Raw genomic sequence first — 16,105 nt, forward strand, 5'->3', positions numbered from 1 at the left:
GGCCCCCGCAAACCCCGGCTGGCAACTACCCGGCCAACCGCAGCCGGGCGGCCAGACGTGGGGCGTCCAACCGCCCCAACAGCCGGCCCCCCAGCAACCCAACCCACAGCACACCCGCCCACAACACGCCGCCCCACCCCGCAGCCCCCAACCCGCCGGCCAACCCGGCCAGCCAGGCCCGGGCGGGCAACCCCCGTGGTCGGCTCAGCCGGCTCCGGGACACGCTGGTCCGGCTCATACCGGGCAACCGCAGCCAGGCCAGCGCCCACCAGGACAAGCCGGTCCCCAGCAGCCACCCCTCAGCCAGCCGCAAGCCGGGCAGCCGCAAGCCGGGCAGCCGCAACCGCAACCGCAACCGCAACCGCAACCGCAACCGGGTCAGCGTCCACCGGCACAAGCCGGTCCGCAGCAACCGCCCCTTGGGCAGCCGCAAGCCGGGCAACCGCAACCGGGCCAGCGCCCGCCGGGACAAGCCGGTCCGCAGCAGCCACCCCTCGGTCAGCCGCAGGGTGGGCAGATGTGGGGGCCGCCGCAAGGTGCGCCGTCGCGTGGGCCTCGGCAGGCTGGGTGGCAGACGCAGGCTACTGGGCCTCAGCACGGACAGCACGCCGGACCGCCGCAGCAGTCCGGCGCGGCCGGGCAACCCTCGCTCGGGCAGACGATCTCGCGTGCGACCGGGCAAGGCGCCGGAGCACACGCCGCCGGCTCGCACGCCGCCGCTGGTACGCGCCCCGTCGGCGCGAGTAATACCTACGGCGTGGTCGGCACCGGCGGGCGGCTGCCCGGCGGGAACGGCGACGGCGGGCGGCTGCCCGGCGGGAACGGCGACGGCAGGATCGGCGGCCTGCCCGGGATCAGTGGGCGGGCTCGGATGATCGGTGCGATCGTGCTGGTCGTCGCCGCTCTTGCTACCACCGGCCTGAGCGTGGGTTGGATCTGGTCGAAGGCGGACGCCGTCAGCCCGGTCGCCCTGCCCTCAGGTGGTACGCCGATCGACACCGTCAGCCCGTCGGTGAAGCCGTCCGAGACGCCGACGCCGTACGGCAAGGTTCTCGGCACCGTGATGGTTGCCTCGAACAACGACACGATGCCGATCATGAGCTCGGCCTGGGGCAACTACGGCGAGACCACCGGCCTGTGGGGCGGCGCCGCGATCTGGCTGACCGTGCACAAGAACTACGACGGCAAGGGCGCGTCCTGGGGCAACTACACCGCCTTCGGCCAGCTCCCGCCGGACATCCCGTACAAGAACACCGCGGCCGGCCTGAAGGAGGCCGCCGTACAGATCGGCTCCCGCGCGATCGTCGCCCTGTACGACAAGAACGCCCAGGTGATGAAGGGCACGACCCACAAGGCGATCACGGTCAACGGCCACCCGGGCCACGAGATCGTCGCCAAGGTCGTCGTCAAGGTGCCGAAGCTGACCGAGACCTACTCGACCGTGATGATCGCCGTGATCGACCGCGGCGACGGTACGGCGGACGTCGCGATCGCCGACATCGCCGGCTCGACCCCCGCCTGGCAGAACGTCTGGCGCTACAAGGTCAGCCAGATCGCGATCAACAAATAACGAAAGGGCCGGCGGGTCACCCCCGCCGGCCCTTCGCCAAACTCAGCGCACCGAAGCGCAGGCAGCGATCCACCGGTCCAGCACGTCCTTGGCTGCGCCGGAGTCGATCGCCTCGGCGGCCCGGTCCATCCCGGCCCGGATCCGCGCCGTCACCGAACCCTCTTCCGGCGTGTACGCCGCCAGCGCGGCCCCGGCGTTCAGCAGTACGACGTCCCGCACCGCCCCCGGCTCAGCGTCGACCAGCCCGCGCACGACCTTCGCGTTGTACGTCGCGTCCGCGCCCCGCAACGCATCCGCCGACACCGGCTCGATCCCCAGCTCGCGCGGATCCAGCGTGACCGGCCCCTCGACCTTCCCGCCGCCGACGACCCACACCTGCGACGTCGTCCGCGTGGTCAGCTCGTCCAGCCCGTCGTCGCCGTGGAACACGAGCGCGTCGATCCCGCGCCGCGCGAGTACGCCGGCCATCAGCCCGGCCACCCGCCCGTCCGCGACCCCGACCGCCTGCGCGGACGGATCGCCCGGATTCGCCAGCGGGCCCAGCAGATTGAACGTCGTCGGTACGCCGAGCTCCCGCCGCGGCACCGCCGCGTTGCGCAGGGCCGGGTGGAACGCCGCCGCGAAGCAGAACGTGATCCCGACCTGCTCCCCCACCTCGGCCACCTGCGGCCCGGTGAGGTCGAGCGGGATCCCCAGCTCCTCGAGTACGTCGGCGGCACCGCACGCGGACGAGGCCGCGCGGTTGCCGTGCTTGACGACCTTCGCCCCGGCGCCGGCCGCGACGATCGCCGACATCGTGCTGATGTTCACCGTGTGGGCTTGATCACCGCCGGTGCCGACGACGTCGAGCGTCCGGCCGGAGACGCTGATCCGGGTGGCGAAGTCGCGCATGGTCGCGACCAGGCCCTCGACCTCGGTGACCGTCTCGCCCTTGGACCGCAGCGCGATCACGAACCCGGCCAACTGCGCCGGCGTCGCCGCGCCAGACAGGATCTGCTCCATCGCCCACGCAGTGGCGGAGGCCTCCAGATCCTCATGCCGCAACAGCGGCCCGAGCACCTGTGGCCAGGTGTAGGCGGCCATGACTCAGGCAGTCGTGGCGGGCAGCTTGGCCAGGCGCTGGCGCAGCAGGTCCGCGGTGACCTCGGCCATCCGGACCGGGTCGATCGGGTGCGAGACCGCGCCCTCGGCCCGCGACCAGGTCGCCAGCCACGCGTCCTGCGGACGGCCGGTGAGGACCAGGATCGGCGGGCACTGGAAGATCTCGTCCTTCAACTGCCGGGCGATACCCATCCCGCCGGCCGGCACCGCTTCGCCGTCCAGGATGGCGAGGTCGATCCCGCCCTTGTCCATGGTCTTGATCACGGCCGGCTCGGTCGCGCACTCGACGTACTCGAGCTCGGGCAGATCAGCCGCCGGACGCTTGCCGAGGGCCAGCCGGACGGACTCCCGCGTCGTACGGTCGTCGCTGTAGAGCAGCACCTTCAGCGGACGCTCTGAACTCATCGATCCATCCCAAGCTTGTTCAAAGAAGACTGGACACCCGGAATGCTACCGGGGCGACTGTTCGGCCCGGCGAGCCTGTTCCTCCAACCGGTCCAGGCGCCGGTCCTCGCGGCGTGCCTCACGCTGCGACTCCCGCACCCACTGGACGAACAGTACGGCGAAGAACACCACGCCGACGAGGTCACCCGAGCCCCACAACAGACCGCCGGCGATGTACTGGTCCCGCAGCGGCGACGGCGGCCAGGACCGGCCGAAGCTGGTGTACCAGTCCTCGGCGATCAGCTTGTTTGCCGACATGATCGTGATGCCGAGGAACGCGTGGAACGGCAGCGTGAGGAACGTCAGCATCAACCGGAACGGATAGATCACCCGGCCGGGCACCGGATCGAGCCCGAGCAGCGGCCAGAAGAACAGCGACCCGACCAGGATGAAGTGCAGGTGCAACAGGTCGTGCAGTACGGCGGAGTGCAGCGTGGCGTCGTACCAGCCGCTGAAGTACAACGCCCACGGGCTGAGGACGAACAGCGTGAACCCGATCAACGGGAAGCACAGCACCTTGGCGATCCGCGAGTGCAACACGGAGAGCAACCACTTCCGGGGCCGCGGCGGCAGCGTCCGGAGCGCCAGCGTGATCGGCGCGCCGAGCGCCATCATCAGCGGCGTCAGCATCGACAGGATCATGTGCTGAACCATGTGCACGCTGATCAGGACCGTGTCGTAGGTGCCGAGCGCCGACTGGGTGGCGATCACGGCACTTCCCAGCCCGAGCCCGACGAACGAGAACGTGCGCGCCCGGGACCATTTGTCACCGCGTTTGCGCAGCTTGTGGACGCCGTACAGATAGAACCCGCCGAGGACGATGATCACGCCGAGTAACACCGGCTCGAAGGTCCATGCCGTCAGCAACCGGACCGGTGTCAACGGCTCGATCTGGTCGCCGGGCGTGGCGTGGAGGGGAAGCACGCTTCAACAGTAGGAACACCCGGTTCACGACATGCACGGGGGTGGTCGTAGCGCTGAACGCGAGGACCGACATAATGACCGCGTGGCCACTGCAACCGCGCTCCCAGCGTCTCGTGAACACGGACACCACGACCGTCCCAGCATGGTCAGTGTCGGCACGATCGTCTGGCTCTCGAGCGAACTGATGTTCTTCGCCGCCCTGTTCGCGGCGTACTTCACGATCCGGTCGGTGACGACCGCCGCCGCCGCTCCGGGTACGGAGACGCTGTGGCAGGTGTCGACGCACCTCCTGGACGTCCCGTTCGCCTCGGTGAACACGTTCATCCTGGTCGCCTCGTCGTTCACCTGCCAGGCCGGCGTGTTCGCCGCCGAGCACGGCAAGGTGGGCCGGGTCGGCTCGCTGGCGAACCCGCGGAACTGGGGCATGCGTGAGTGGTTCATCCTCACGTACCTGATGGGCGCGGTCTTCGTCGCCGGCCAGGTGACCGAGTACACCGGCTTGGTTCACGAGGGTCTGACGATCTCGTCCACCGCCTACGGCTCGGTGTTCTACCTGGCCACCGGTTTCCACGCGCTGCACGTGACCGGCGGCCTCATCGCCTTCGTGTTCGTCCTGGCCAGGACGTACATGGCTCGAAAGTTCACCCACGAACAGGCCGTCTCGGCGATCGTCGTGTCGTACTACTGGCACTTCGTCGACGTGGTCTGGATCGCCCTGTTCGCGACCATCTACCTGCTCAAATGAGTGAGAAGAGACCTTCCTTGTCACCGGCGCGCTTTCTCTCCGCGCGACGACGGCACCGGTCCGCCGGCCTCGTCGTGCTCCTGTTCGGCCTCCTGGCAGTGGGTTCGGCGTACGCCGCCTTCGCCCCTGACAACGCGGTGGCGGACAACTCGGCCCAGTCCCAGCAGATCGAGGAGGGCAAGAAGCTCTTCGCGGTCGGCTGCTCCAGCTGCCACGGCCTGAACGCCGAGGGCGGCGGGAACGGCGCGGGCAAGATGGCCGGCCCGTCGCTGATCGGCGTCGGCGCCGCCGCGGTCGACTTCCAGGTCGGTACCGGCCGGATGCCGGCGATGCAGCCGGGTGCGCAGATCCCGCGCAAGAGCCCGGCGTACACGCAGGAGGAGATCGAGGCGCTGGCGGCGTACATCGCCTCGCTGGCCCCCGGCCCCGCGGTCCCGGCGCAGGACTCGTACGACGTGAGCAAGGCCACCGACGAGCAGATCACCCGTGGCGGCGAGCTGTTCCGTACCAACTGCACGGCGTGCCACAACTTCGCCGGTCGCGGTGGCGCACTGCCGAACGGCAAGTACGCGCCGTCGCTGATGGGCGTCAGTGAGAAGCACATCTACGAGGCCATGCTGACCGGTCCGCAGCAGATGCCGGTCTTCTCCGACCAGGTGATGCAGCCCGAGGACAAGCGCGACATCATCGCGTACCTGAAGGCACTGCAGGCGCAGAAGGACCCGGGCGGCTTCGGCCTCGGCCGGCTCGGCCCGGTCTCCGAAGGTCTGTGGGGCTGGTTCGTCGGCATCGGTCTGCTGGTGTGCGTAGCGGTCTGGATCGGCGCCAAGGGCGTCAAGGCCAAGGGAGCGAAGGCCAAATGAGTAACGACAATCTGCCGGTGAAGCCGGAGGAGGAACACGGCACCGCTCTCGAGGTGGCGGAGCCGATTCCGGACCCGGGCCTGGAGCCGCACGAGCCGCGGATCACCGACATCGACCCGAAGGCCGCAGACCGCGTCGAGCGGCAGGTCTCGGCGATGTTCGGCCTGGCCACCGTGCTGGTGCTCGGGGCCTGCGTGGCGTACTTCGCGATTCCGCGGGACTCCGAGCTCGTCTTCGGGCCGCTGTCCGGCAACGCGAACAACATGGTCATGGGCCTGTGCATCGGCCTGGCGCTGTTCCTGATCGGCGCCGGCGCGATCCAGTGGGCCAAGAAGCTGATGGTCGACGAGGAGATCTCCGAGGACCGGCACGCGGCGCACTCCTCGCCGGAGCAGATCGCCGAGATCACCGAGGCATTCAAGCAGGGCACGGCCGAGTCGGGCTTCGGCCGGCGCAAGATGATCCGCAACTCGCTGATCGGTGCGCTGGGCGTGCTCGGGCTGCCGGCCATCGTGTTCCTCCGCGACCTCGGCCCGCTGCCGGGCCGGGCGCTCTACAACACGATCTGGGCGAAGGGCATCCGGGTCGTCAACGACGTCACCGACCGCCCGATCAAGCCGTCCGACCTGATCGTCGGCCAGTTGGTCAACGCGGCGCCGGCCAACCTGGCCCCGCTGCAGGAGGAGAACGCGACCGAGTACCAGAACGCCAAGGCCAAGGCCGCGGTGATCGTGGTCCGGATCAAGCCGAGCGAGATCCGCACCAAGCCCGGCCGGGAGAACTGGGGCGTCGACGGCATCCTGTGCTACTCGAAGATCTGCACCCACGTCGGCTGTCCGATCTCGCTGTACGAGCAGACCACGCACCACGTGCTCTGCCCGTGTCACCAGTCGACCTTCGACCTGTCCGACAGCGCCAAGGTCGTCTTCGGTCCTGCGGCCCGGCCGCTGCCTCAGCTACCGTTGGCAGTGGACAGCGAGGGTTATCTGGTTGCGCAGAGCGGCTTCCAAGAGCCGGTCGGCCCGAGCTTCTTCGAACGAGGGTGACAACAGTGTCGACAAACACAGAGTTCCCCGGCCCGGTCAAGTGGGTCGACGATCGCCTCGGCATCGCGAAGATCGGGAAGAAGAACCTGCGCAAGGTCTTCCCCGACCACTGGTCGTTCATGCTGGGCGAGATCGCGCTCTACAGCTTCATCATCCTGATCCTGACCGGCACGTTCCTGACCTTCTGGTTCAAGCCGTCGATGGCCGAGGTCCAGTACAACGGCTCGTACAGCCTGCTCAAGGGTCTGCACATGTCGGAGGCCTACGCCTCGACGCTGGACATCACCTTCGACGTCCGCGGCGGTCTGCTGGTCCGGCAGATCCACCACTGGGCGGCCGTGCTGTTCATCGCCGCGATGATGGTGCACCTGCTCCGGATGTTCTTCACCGGCGCGTTCCGCAAGCCGCGTGAGCTGAACTGGCTGATCGGCTTCGGCATGCTGTTCCTCGGCATCGTCGAGGGCTTCATCGGCTACGGCCTGCCCGACGACCTGCTGTCCGGCACCGGTCTGCGGATCACCAACGGCATGATCCAGGCGTCACCCGTGGTCGGCACGTACATGAACTTCTTCATCTTCGGCGGTGAGTTCCCGGGCGACGACTTCGTCTCGAGATTCTTCATCGTCCACGTGCTGCTGATACCGGGAATCATCCTGGGCCTCGTCACGGCCCACCTGTTCCTGGTCGTGTACCACAAGCACACGCAGTACGCCGGCCCCGGCCGGACGCAGAAGAACGTGGTCGGCTACCCGCTGTTCCCGGTGTACACGGCCAAGGCCGGCGGCTTCTTCTTCGTGGTCTTCGGCATCACCGCCCTGATGGGCGCAGTGATGCAGATCAACCCGGTCTGGCTCTACGGGCCGTACAACCCGGCCGAGGTGACGGCAGGCTCGCAGCCCGACTGGTACATGGGCTGGCTGGAAGGCGCGGTGCGAATATTCCCCGGCTTCGAGTCGCATTTCTGGGGTATCACGCTGGGCTGGAACCTGCTCATCCCGGCGCTGATCATTCCACCCGCGTTCGTCACGCTGGTCGCGCTGTATCCGTTCATCGAAGGCTGGATCACCGGTGACAAGCGCGAGCACCACCTGCTGGACCGGCCGCGGGACGTCCCGACCCGGACCGGTGTCGGCGTCGCGTTCATCACCTTCTACGCGCTGCTGTGGATCGGTGGCGGTAACGACCTGATCGCGACCCACTTCGGTGTCTCGCTGAACAACGTGACCTGGTTCCTGCGGTTCGCGGTGATCCTGGGGCCGATCCTGGCCTTCTGGGTGGCGCGCCGCTGGGCGATCTCGCTGCAGCGGGCCGACCACGCCCGCCTGACCCACGGCCTCGAGACCGGTGTGATCGTGCGCTCGCCCGAGGGCAAGTACACCGAGAAGCACCAGCCGATCTCGACGTACGAGGCGTACTCGCTCACCGCGCGGGACCGGGTCGTGCCGTACGAGATCGGTCCGGAGACCGACGAGAACGGCGTCCGCGCACCGCGCCGGGCGCTGCACAAGGTCCGCGCCGCGCTGTCCCGGTTCTACTTCGCCGACGCGGTGCAGAAGCCGACCGCACAGGAGCTCGAAGAGGCGCACGAGCACGCGCACGACGCCGACGAGATCCACGAACTGACGGAAGACACGGAGACCTATCGCGAGGTCACCAGCGACCGCAGCTGACGTCGTACCGAACGAAGAAGGGCCCCGGCACTCGCTGGGGCCCTTTCGTTTATCCCAGTGCTTCGGAGACCGCGGTCAGGTAGCTGTTCACCAGCTTCTGCTGGTCGGGGTCGAGGGTCTGCGTGGTGGCGATCATGCGGTCGAGGAGCGGGCCGAAGAACTGCCAGCCGAGGTCGACGGCGCTGTCCGAGACCTGGAGGCGGGCGCTGCGGCCGTCTGTGCGGCTTCTGAGCCGTTCGACGTGCCCGGCGGCCTCCAGGCGGTGGATGACCGCTGTCGTCGCCTGAGAGGTCATTCCAAGCTGCTGAGCGAGCCAGCTGGGCGTGGCCTCCACCCCGGCCCGCTCGGCGTCCAGGAGGCTCACCAGAGCGCGTACGTCGGTGGCGTGCAGCCCGGTCGTCCTGGCGAACTCCCCGATCGCGAGCTCCCACCGGAGCGCGACGTCCCGCAGCCGATGCACCAACTCCAGTGCGGCCGCCCGCTCGGGGTCAGCCGGCATCACTCCTTCACGCATGCCCTCAATTTACCTCACTCAGTGAGCTATTCTCGATACCATGACCTTCCAGGACGCGTACGACGCCCTCCTCACCCGCTGGGACGTTCCGGTCGAGCAACTCGAACTGACCGACGAGTTCGGCACCACCCACATCAACGCCTGCGGCCCCGCAGACGCCCCACCCGTCGTACTCCTCCCCGGCCACGGCGCAACCTCCCCCGTCTGGTTCACCGTCGCGCCCCACCTGGCCCGGCAATACCGCGTCTACGCCCTCGACCTCATCGTCGACGCCGGCCGCAGCACCAACACCGGCCGCACCCCGAAGACCCCCGAAGATCTGCACCTGTGGCTGACCAACGTCCTCGACGCCCTCACCATCGACCGGGCTGCCTTCTGCGGCCACTCGTACGGCGCCTGGATCGCCCTCACTTACGCCATCACCCACCCGGACCGCGTCACCCGCCTGGCCCTCCTCGACCCGACCGACTGCTACACCGGCCTGCGTCTCCCCTACATCCTCCGAGCGCTGCCGAGCCTCCTACGCCCCTCCCGGGCCCGCAGCATCTCCTTCCTCCGCTGGGAAACCCAAGGCCTGCCCGTCGACCCTCAGGTCCTCGAACTGGCGGGGCTGGCCGCCGAGGAGCCCTCTACGCCGTTCGTCCGCACCAAACGCCCCACGGACGACCAGCTGCGAACGATCGCTCCACTGGTGTTCGTGGCAGGCCGCAGCAAGAGCCAGGACCCCGCCCGGCTCACCCGTCGCGTCACCACGGTCAGCCCGGCGGCCACCGTCGTACAGCTCGAGACCGCGACCCACCACTCGCTGCCGTCCCTCCACGCGGAGGAAGTGGTTGCTGGACTGTTGACTGCGTGGGCCCACGAATTGCCCACAGAATAAGGGGATTCTGGTTCGCGGATCGTCGACAGAGCCGCCTAGGGTCGACGTATGGAACTCCTGGGCGAGCGGCCGGCGTGGTCGATGAGCGGCGGCGAACTGCTGTCGACTCTCGACGCGGTGGATGCCGAGATCGCCCGCCTGGAGTCCTATCGCCTGAGTGTGGTCGCCACCATAGAGAGCACCGGGTACGCGGCCGAGCTCGGTGCTCGGGACACCGCGGAGCTCCTGCGCTTCCGCTATCGCCTGGACGCGCCGACAGCCCGCCGTACCGTTCGGCTCGCGCAGGCACTGTCGAAGTACCCGGCTGTGTCCGCTGCCCTCGATCGGACCGGCGCGTTATCCGATGCACCTGCCGCCGACGCCGACGCCGACGCTGACGGATGGCTGCTGAGGCCTGCGCAGGCGGACGCCATCGTCTCGGCGCTGGAGCGGGTGCCGGCTCACGTCCCGATCGACGATCGTGACGCCGCCGAACGCGAGCTGGTGAAGCTGGCCGCACACCTGTCACCGGGTGAGCTGCGTCGGGCGGGCAACCAGATGCGGGAAATCCTCGACACCGATGGGCCCGAGCCGGAGGAGACCGAAGCGTACGGCCGCGAGTCGCTGACTTTGACGCCCGCGGATCGCGGGGTGAAGTTCCGCGGCTACCTCGCCAATGAGAACGCCGAACTGTTCCGCGCCCTGATCCACGCCGGCGCCCGCCCCCACAAGACCGTCGACGGCGAACCCGATCCCCGCTCCCGCGACAAGCGCCAGGCCGACGCGCTGACCGCTGCCCTCGGCACCGCGGCCGGAGCGGTCGAGGCCGAGCAGTCGACGGCCAAGCCGCAGGTGACGATAACCATCGATTTCGAAGATCTGAAGGCGGCGACCGCCGACGCGAGCGGGCAACTGGTGTACGGCGATGGGCTGTCGGCCGCGACTGTCCGGCGCCTCGCCTGCGACGCGAAGATCATCCCGTTGGTGCTCGGGTCGCACTCGGAACCGTTGGACGTCGGCCGCTCCGAGCGGCTCGTCACCCGCGCGATGCGCCGCGCTCTCAACGCGCGCGACAGAGGCTGCGTAATCTGCGGCGCACCACCGATCATGTGCGACGCCCATCATCTGATCTCCTGGGTCGACGGCGGCGAGACCAAGATCTCAAACCTCGCCCTCCTCTGCCGCCGCCACCACGTAGACCTCCACCACGGCAACTGGACCATCTCCATCACCAACGGCGCCGTACACGTCACCCGCCCCACCTGGGCCGACCCCCCACCCAGCAGACACCCACCTGACCTCCGCCGAGCCGATCATCCCGCCGGATGGCGACCTGCCCTCCGGCCGGCCGATCACCCCCGCGGCTTGGGGCCGCCGATCGCCGAGTCGCCGGGACGCGCAGCCACTACCGAGCCCGCCGCTCAGCCCGCCGCTCAGCCCGGCGGGAGTCCTGGCGTGGCCCGGCCGCCTCGGTCTCGGTGGAGGGCCGATGTGGCCGTCCTTCGGGAAGCGGCTGCCTTTGCCTCAGCAGACCCGATCGCAGGCTGACAGAGCTCAAACTGGCACTGTTCAGCGCCGAGGCGTGACGCTGGGCCGGACTCCGTGAGGTGTCCGGCCCAGTTCAACCACTGACTTCAATCGCTCTCGTTGTTCAGGAGAGGGCGGAGCCCTTCTTGTACGCGGCCCAGGTGGTGTTCCAGTCGGTCCAGCCGTTGCCGGGTTCCATGTGGCGGGTGGTGCCGGTGACGGTGACGGGGTCGCCGCGGAGGGTCTGGTTGAAGAACCACTGGGCGTCGGCGAGGCTCATGCCGACGCAGCCGTGGCTGACGTTGGCGCTGCCCTGGCTGCCGGCCGACCACGGGGCGCCGTGGATGAACTCGCCGGAGCTGGTGACGCGCTGGGCCCACTTCACGTCGCTGATGTTGTAGTAGTTCGGGTCGCCCGGCTTGATGCCGATCGTCGCCGCGTCCATCCGCTTGGTGGTGAACTTCTCCATGATCACCTTGACGCCGCTGCGGGTGGTGAACCCGTCCTTGCCGGCGGTGATCGGGATGGTGCGGGCCAGCTTGCCGTTGATCGTCACGGTCATCGTGTGCTTCTTGACGCTGACGTTGCTGACGACCGACTTGCCGATGCTGAAGGCGATCTTGCGGCTCGAGGTGCCCCAGGTGTTGTTACCGGCGTTGACGCCCTGGGTGTCGATGTTCACCGCCACCTTGGTGCCGGCCGGCCAGTAGTTCATCGGCCGGTAGTTCACCTGCTTGCTGTTCACCCAGTGCCAGGTGCCGGTGACCGGGACCGAGGTGGTCACCTTCAGCCGCTTCTCGACCGCGGCGCGGTCCTTGACCGGGTTGTTCCAGTAGATCTGGATCGGCAGCGCGACGCCGACGGTCTCGCCGTTCAGCGGGACGACCGAGGCCTTCAGGCTCTTGGTCGCCTTCAGCGTCTTGAATGTCGAGCTGATCGGCACGCTGCCGCCGTCACTGCCCTCGGCGGAGCCGCTCACGGTGTACGACGCGCCCGGCTTGAGGTGATCCGTGGAGGTCCACTGGGTCTTCTCGGTGTTGAAGCTGCCGGCCACCTTGTCGCCGTCGTCGTCCTTCAGCGTGATCTCGGACAACTTGCCGGCCGTCGTGGTGACGGTCACCGGCTTGTCCGGCTGCACCGAGGACGCACCCTTGGCGGGCACGACGGCGATGCTGGCCGCGGGCGACTCCGACGGCGTGGTCGAGTCGCCCGGGGTGGTCGATGCACCGGGCGAGTTGCTCTGCGACGTGGACGGGGTCGACTGACCGCCGCCGCCGTTACCTCCGTCGGCCTTCGTGTCACTGCAGGCCGTGCCGGCCAGCAGCAGCACGCAGATCCCCGCCACGGCAAGCCCGTGCTTCCTCACCGAACCGCTCACCATTCCCCAGCTCTCCCCTGTTTAGTCAAACCGCGGTAAGGGTAACCTGCCGCAGCGACATTTCTTCGCACCGCACCGCCACTCAACTGGTACGGACCACAACGGTCCGTACCGGTGGCATTCCTAAAGACGCACGAAGACGCCGCCCGGTTCGTTCCCGGACGGCGTTTTTCGTACGATGCTCAACTAGCGAGCAGCGTCAGCACACTCAGTGAGCGTGGTCACCGCGGTAGTACTCGAAGATGAACCCGCTCAGCGTGACGATGCCGATCCCGACTCCGGCGATGAACAGCCACCAGCCGAAGACGATGCCGAGTACGACGACCGCCAGCGTCAGCGCGCACCACAGCGGCCACCAGGAGTACGGCGGGAAGAAGCCGAGCTCACCGGCTCCTTCCGCGATCTCCGCTTCCTTGCGGTCCTCCGGCCGGGCGTCCATCCGGCGTGCGGTGACGCTCAGGTAGAACGCCACCAGCAGCGACAGGAAGAACGTCATCACCAGCGCGGTGGTGCCGGTGGGGTCGTTGGACATCAGCCAGTAGATCGGCGTGACGACCACGACGAAAACGCTCAGGATCCCGAAGACCCAGGCTTCGACCTTCACGCCTTGTCCTTCCCCTCGGTCTCGTTATCGACGATCTCCTCGAGGTGCTCGACCCGGCCCTGGTCCTCACCCGCGTCGAGCAGGTTGTCGGCGCCGGCCCGGTTGTCCGGGTACTCCGCCAGTGCGAGCTCGGCGTGGTGCAGGTCGAACGCCGGGGACTCCGAACGGATCCGGGGCAGCTTCTCGAAGTTGTGCCGCGGCGGCGGCGAGCTGGTCGCCCACTCGAGCGAACGGCCCCAGCCCCACGGGTCGTCGACGCCGACCTTGGGCGACTTCCGCGACTTGTACACGTTGTAGAAGAACGGGAGCATCGACATGCCCAGGATGAAGGCGCCGACGCTGGAGACCTCGTTCAGCGTGGTGAAGCCCTCGCTCGCCTTGTAGTCGGCGTACCGGCGCGGCATGCCCTCGACGCCCAGCCAGTGCTGCACCAGGAACGTCGTGTGGAAGCCGATGAACAGCAGCCAGAAATGCAGCTTGCCGAGTCGCTCGTTCAGCATCCGGCCGGTGAACTTCGGCCACCAGTAGTAGAACCCGGCGAACATCGCGAACACCACGGTGCCGAAGACGACGTAGTGGAAGTGCGCGACCACGAAGTACGAGTCGGAGAGCTGGTAGTCCAGGGCCGGCGAGGCCAGGATGATGCCGGTCAGGCCGCCGAAGAGGAAGGTCGTCAGGAAGCCGACGGCCCAGAGCATCGGGGTGTCGAACGACACCGATCCGCCCCAGATCGTGCCTATCCAGTTGAAGAACTTCACGCCGGTCGGTACGGCGATCAGGAACGTCATGAACGAGAAGAACGGCAGGTTCACCGCGCCTGTGACGAACATGTGGTGCGCCCAGACCGCCACCGAGAGGACCGCGATACCCAGCGTCGCGCTGACCAGGCCGATGTAGCCGAAGACCGGCTTGCGGCTGAAGACCGGGAGGATCTCGGTGATGATGCCGAAGAACGGCAGCGCGATGATGTACACCTCTGGATGTCCGAAGAACCAGAACAGGTGTTGCCACAGCAGTGGCCCCCCGTTCGCGGCATCGAACACATGGGCTCCCAAGGCTCTGTCCGCCTCGAGCACGAGCAGCGCGCCGGCCAGGATCGGGAACGCGATCAGGACCAGGATCGACGTGACCAGGATGTTCCAGGTGAAGATCGGCATCCGGAACATCGTCATGCCGGGCGCCCGCATCGTGATGATCGTCGTCACGAAGTTGACCGCACCGAGGATGGTGCCGAGACCGGCCATCCACAGGCCCATGATCCACAGGTCGCCGCCGATACCCGGCGAGCGGACCGCGTTGGACAGCGGGGCGTAGGCGAACCAGCCGAAGTCGGCCGCGCCGCCCGGGGTGAAGAAGCCGCTGACCGTGATCAGACCGCCGAACAGGAACAGCCAGTAGCTGAACATGTTCAGTCGTGGGAACGCGACGTCAGGTGCGCCGATCTGGATCGGCATGATCTCGTTCGCGAAGCCGACGAACAGCGGGGTCGCGAACAGCAGCAGCATGATCGTGCCGTGCATGGTGAAGAGCTGGTTGTAGACCTCTTCGTTCACGATCTGCAGGCCCGGCTTGGCCAGCTCGGCGCGGATGATCAGCGCCATCACGCCGCCGATCAGGAAGAACGCGAACGACGTGATCAGGTACATGTGCCCGATCAGCTTGTGGTCGGTCGTGGTGATCCACTTGACCAGGATCTGACCCTTGGTGCGCTGCCGCGGAATCGCGGTGGTGGTACCGATGGCGCCGGTGCGCTCGGCGAAGTCGGTCACTTCTCGCCCTCTCCTGTGCCGGGAATGGTGGTGGCGTCGGAGCCTCCGGTGGCGGCGCCGGTCTGGCCCCTGGCGGCCAGCTCACGGAGGTGTGAGTCGTAGTCGTCGCGACTGACGACCTTGACGCTGAAGACCATCCGGCTGTGGTAGAGCCCGCAGAGCTCCGCGCACTTGCCCTCGAACGTGCCGATCTTGGTCGGGGTCAGCTCGAACTTGTTGGTCCGGCCCGGGATCACGTCGAGCTTGAAGTAGAACGACGGCACCCAGAACGAGTGGATCACGTCCGGCGAGGTCAGGTCGAAGTGGACCGACTCGTTCACCGGCAGCCACAGGGTGGCCGGCCGGTCCATCGTGCCGGTCTCCCAGACACCCTGCTGCCCGTCGACCGTGTCCTTGTAGTTGAAGGTCCACTGCCACTGCTGGCCGACGACGTTCACGGTGTGCTGCGGGTCGCCCGACATCGCGGTGATCTTGTTGCCGTGCTCCACGGTGTAGAAGAAGAGCACGCCGATGATCGCGAACGGCGCCAGCGTGTAGAGCACCTCGAGCGGCAGGTTGTACCGCACCTGCCGGGGTGCGTCGTCGTTGCGCTTGCGGTACCGGACCGAGACCCAGAGGATGAGGCCCCAGACCATCACGCCGACGATCAGCGCGGCGATCCACGCGCCGATCCACAGGCTTCGGACCGCTTCGGTCCGGTCGGATGCGCCCTCGGGGAGACCGAGTCGTTTCCACTGCTCAGTGGTCGCCGTCGAGCAACCGGTCAGCAGGAGGGTGCCGAGCACCACTGCACTGCCGACCAGCAGGCGACGCTTCGCCGGTCGTGTGGCGCCGGCAGAACCTGCCGGTCGCTCCTCCACTCCGGGCGTGCCGTTCGAACCCACGGGGCGCCTTTCCCTTCCCAAGTGAGACTGACGACCAAACACTACTGGACACCTTTCGCGTCTCTGCGCATAGGTAGGGCCAAGAGCATGTCGACCCCTCCGACGCCTGCTGCGGGGCGCTCGGTGGGCGTCTCGCTGCACTGGAGCAAAGGCCACGATGCTCCGCATCGAGACCTTCGCTCCAGCACACCGAGCCACTCCACCGAG

The 16,105-nt window shown here is 67.9% G+C and carries 16 protein-coding genes; 7 read left to right on the top strand and 9 right to left on the bottom strand.

The genetic code is table 11. From position 1 onward, the window contains the following. Positions 1-25: 25 nt before the first annotated feature. A complete protein-coding gene (locus ACFWUU_RS01370; RefSeq protein ID WP_380171712.1) occupies positions 26-535 on the bottom strand; it encodes a hypothetical protein in 510 nt (169 codons plus the stop codon). On the opposite strand from ACFWUU_RS01370, the gene ACFWUU_RS01375 reads away from it, so the two are divergent. Beyond that, on the top strand, positions 518-1,570 hold the full coding sequence (locus ACFWUU_RS01375; RefSeq protein WP_380171714.1) for a hypothetical protein: 1,053 nt from the start codon (positions 518-520) through the stop codon (positions 1,568-1,570). The two genes, ACFWUU_RS01370 and ACFWUU_RS01375, sit on opposite strands and share 18 nt — an antisense overlap. Before the next feature lie 42 nt (positions 1,571-1,612). Here ACFWUU_RS01375 and trpD read toward each other — a convergent pair whose 3' ends face one another. The 3 genes from trpD to ACFWUU_RS01390 are packed head-to-tail and all read right to left on the bottom strand — an operon-like array spanning position 1,613 to position 4,039. After that, positions 1,613-2,653: an anthranilate phosphoribosyltransferase gene (gene trpD, locus ACFWUU_RS01380; RefSeq protein WP_380171716.1), complete on the bottom strand. Its 1,041-nt coding sequence runs from the start codon at positions 2,651-2,653 to the stop codon at positions 1,613-1,615. A gap of 3 nt (positions 2,654-2,656) precedes the next feature. Continuing rightward, positions 2,657-3,076, bottom strand: coding sequence for a response regulator transcription factor (locus tag ACFWUU_RS01385; RefSeq protein WP_137254426.1), 420 nt, complete (start codon positions 3,074-3,076; stop codon positions 2,657-2,659). A 45-nt stretch (positions 3,077-3,121) separates the two neighbouring features. Continuing rightward, a complete protein-coding gene (locus ACFWUU_RS01390) occupies positions 3,122-4,039 on the bottom strand; it encodes a cytochrome c oxidase assembly protein (RefSeq protein WP_380171718.1) in 918 nt (305 codons plus the stop codon). Positions 4,040-4,121: 82 nt separating this feature from the next. On the opposite strand from ACFWUU_RS01390, the gene ACFWUU_RS01395 reads away from it, so the two are divergent. The 4 genes from ACFWUU_RS01395 to ACFWUU_RS01410 are packed head-to-tail and all read left to right on the top strand — an operon-like array spanning position 4,122 to position 8,363. Further along, positions 4,122-4,784 carry a heme-copper oxidase subunit III gene (locus ACFWUU_RS01395; protein WP_137254424.1) on the top strand — a complete coding sequence of 221 codons (663 nt, stop codon included), beginning with the start codon at positions 4,122-4,124 and terminating at the stop codon, positions 4,782-4,784. Next, a complete protein-coding gene (locus ACFWUU_RS01400; RefSeq protein ID WP_137254423.1) occupies positions 4,781-5,647 on the top strand; it encodes a c-type cytochrome in 867 nt (288 codons plus the stop codon). The genes ACFWUU_RS01395 and ACFWUU_RS01400 overlap by 4 nt, the downstream gene beginning before the upstream one ends. Next, positions 5,644-6,693, top strand: a complete 1,050-nt coding sequence (locus ACFWUU_RS01405; protein ID WP_137254422.1) for a ubiquinol-cytochrome c reductase iron-sulfur subunit — start codon at positions 5,644-5,646, stop codon at positions 6,691-6,693. Before ACFWUU_RS01400 ends, ACFWUU_RS01405 begins: the two co-directional genes overlap by 4 nt. Next, complete coding sequence (locus ACFWUU_RS01410; protein ID WP_137254421.1) at positions 6,690-8,363, top strand: cytochrome bc complex cytochrome b subunit; 1,674 nt, start codon at positions 6,690-6,692, stop codon at positions 8,361-8,363. The genes ACFWUU_RS01405 and ACFWUU_RS01410 overlap by 4 nt, the downstream gene beginning before the upstream one ends. A 49-nt stretch (positions 8,364-8,412) precedes the next feature. On the opposite strand, the gene ACFWUU_RS01415 is transcribed toward ACFWUU_RS01410, so the two are convergent. Continuing rightward, positions 8,413-8,877, bottom strand: coding sequence for a MarR family winged helix-turn-helix transcriptional regulator (locus ACFWUU_RS01415; protein ID WP_380171720.1), 465 nt, complete (start codon positions 8,875-8,877; stop codon positions 8,413-8,415). Positions 8,878-8,917: 40 nt separating this feature from the next. Here ACFWUU_RS01415 and ACFWUU_RS01420 point away from each other — a divergent pair, with 40 nt between their 5' ends. Then, on the top strand, positions 8,918-9,757 hold the full coding sequence (locus tag ACFWUU_RS01420) for an alpha/beta fold hydrolase (RefSeq protein WP_380171722.1): 840 nt from the start codon (positions 8,918-8,920) through the stop codon (positions 9,755-9,757). A 48-nt stretch (positions 9,758-9,805) separates the two neighbouring features. Further along, the gene (locus ACFWUU_RS01425) at positions 9,806-11,284 is read left to right on the top strand and encodes a DUF222 domain-containing protein (RefSeq protein WP_380171724.1); all 1,479 of its coding nucleotides are present in this window, start codon (positions 9,806-9,808) and stop codon (positions 11,282-11,284) included. 103 nt (positions 11,285-11,387) lie between these two features. Here ACFWUU_RS01425 and ACFWUU_RS01430 read toward each other — a convergent pair whose 3' ends face one another. The 4 genes from ACFWUU_RS01430 to coxB all read right to left on the bottom strand — a co-directional run bounded on the left by ACFWUU_RS01430 (position 11,388) and on the right by coxB (position 15,898). Beyond that, on the bottom strand, positions 11,388-12,629 hold the full coding sequence (locus ACFWUU_RS01430; RefSeq protein ID WP_380171726.1) for an Ig-like domain-containing protein: 1,242 nt from the start codon (positions 12,627-12,629) through the stop codon (positions 11,388-11,390). A gap of 220 nt (positions 12,630-12,849) precedes the next feature. After that, on the bottom strand, positions 12,850-13,245 hold the full coding sequence (locus ACFWUU_RS01435; protein ID WP_130446774.1) for a cytochrome c oxidase subunit 4: 396 nt from the start codon (positions 13,243-13,245) through the stop codon (positions 12,850-12,852). Further along, positions 13,242-15,014, bottom strand: coding sequence for a cytochrome c oxidase subunit I (gene ctaD / locus ACFWUU_RS01440; RefSeq protein WP_137254417.1), 1,773 nt, complete (start codon positions 15,012-15,014; stop codon positions 13,242-13,244). Before ctaD ends, ACFWUU_RS01435 begins: the two co-directional genes overlap by 4 nt. Continuing rightward, a complete protein-coding gene (coxB, locus tag ACFWUU_RS01445; protein WP_380171728.1) occupies positions 15,011-15,898 on the bottom strand; it encodes a cytochrome c oxidase subunit II in 888 nt (295 codons plus the stop codon). Before coxB ends, ctaD begins: the two co-directional genes overlap by 4 nt. Between the last annotated feature and the right edge of the window lie 207 nt (positions 15,899-16,105).

Origin of the sequence: Kribbella sp. NPDC058693, assembly GCF_042715335.1 — a bacterium.
Classification (GTDB): Bacteria; Actinomycetota; Actinomycetes; order Propionibacteriales; family Kribbellaceae; genus Kribbella; species Kribbella jiaozuonensis.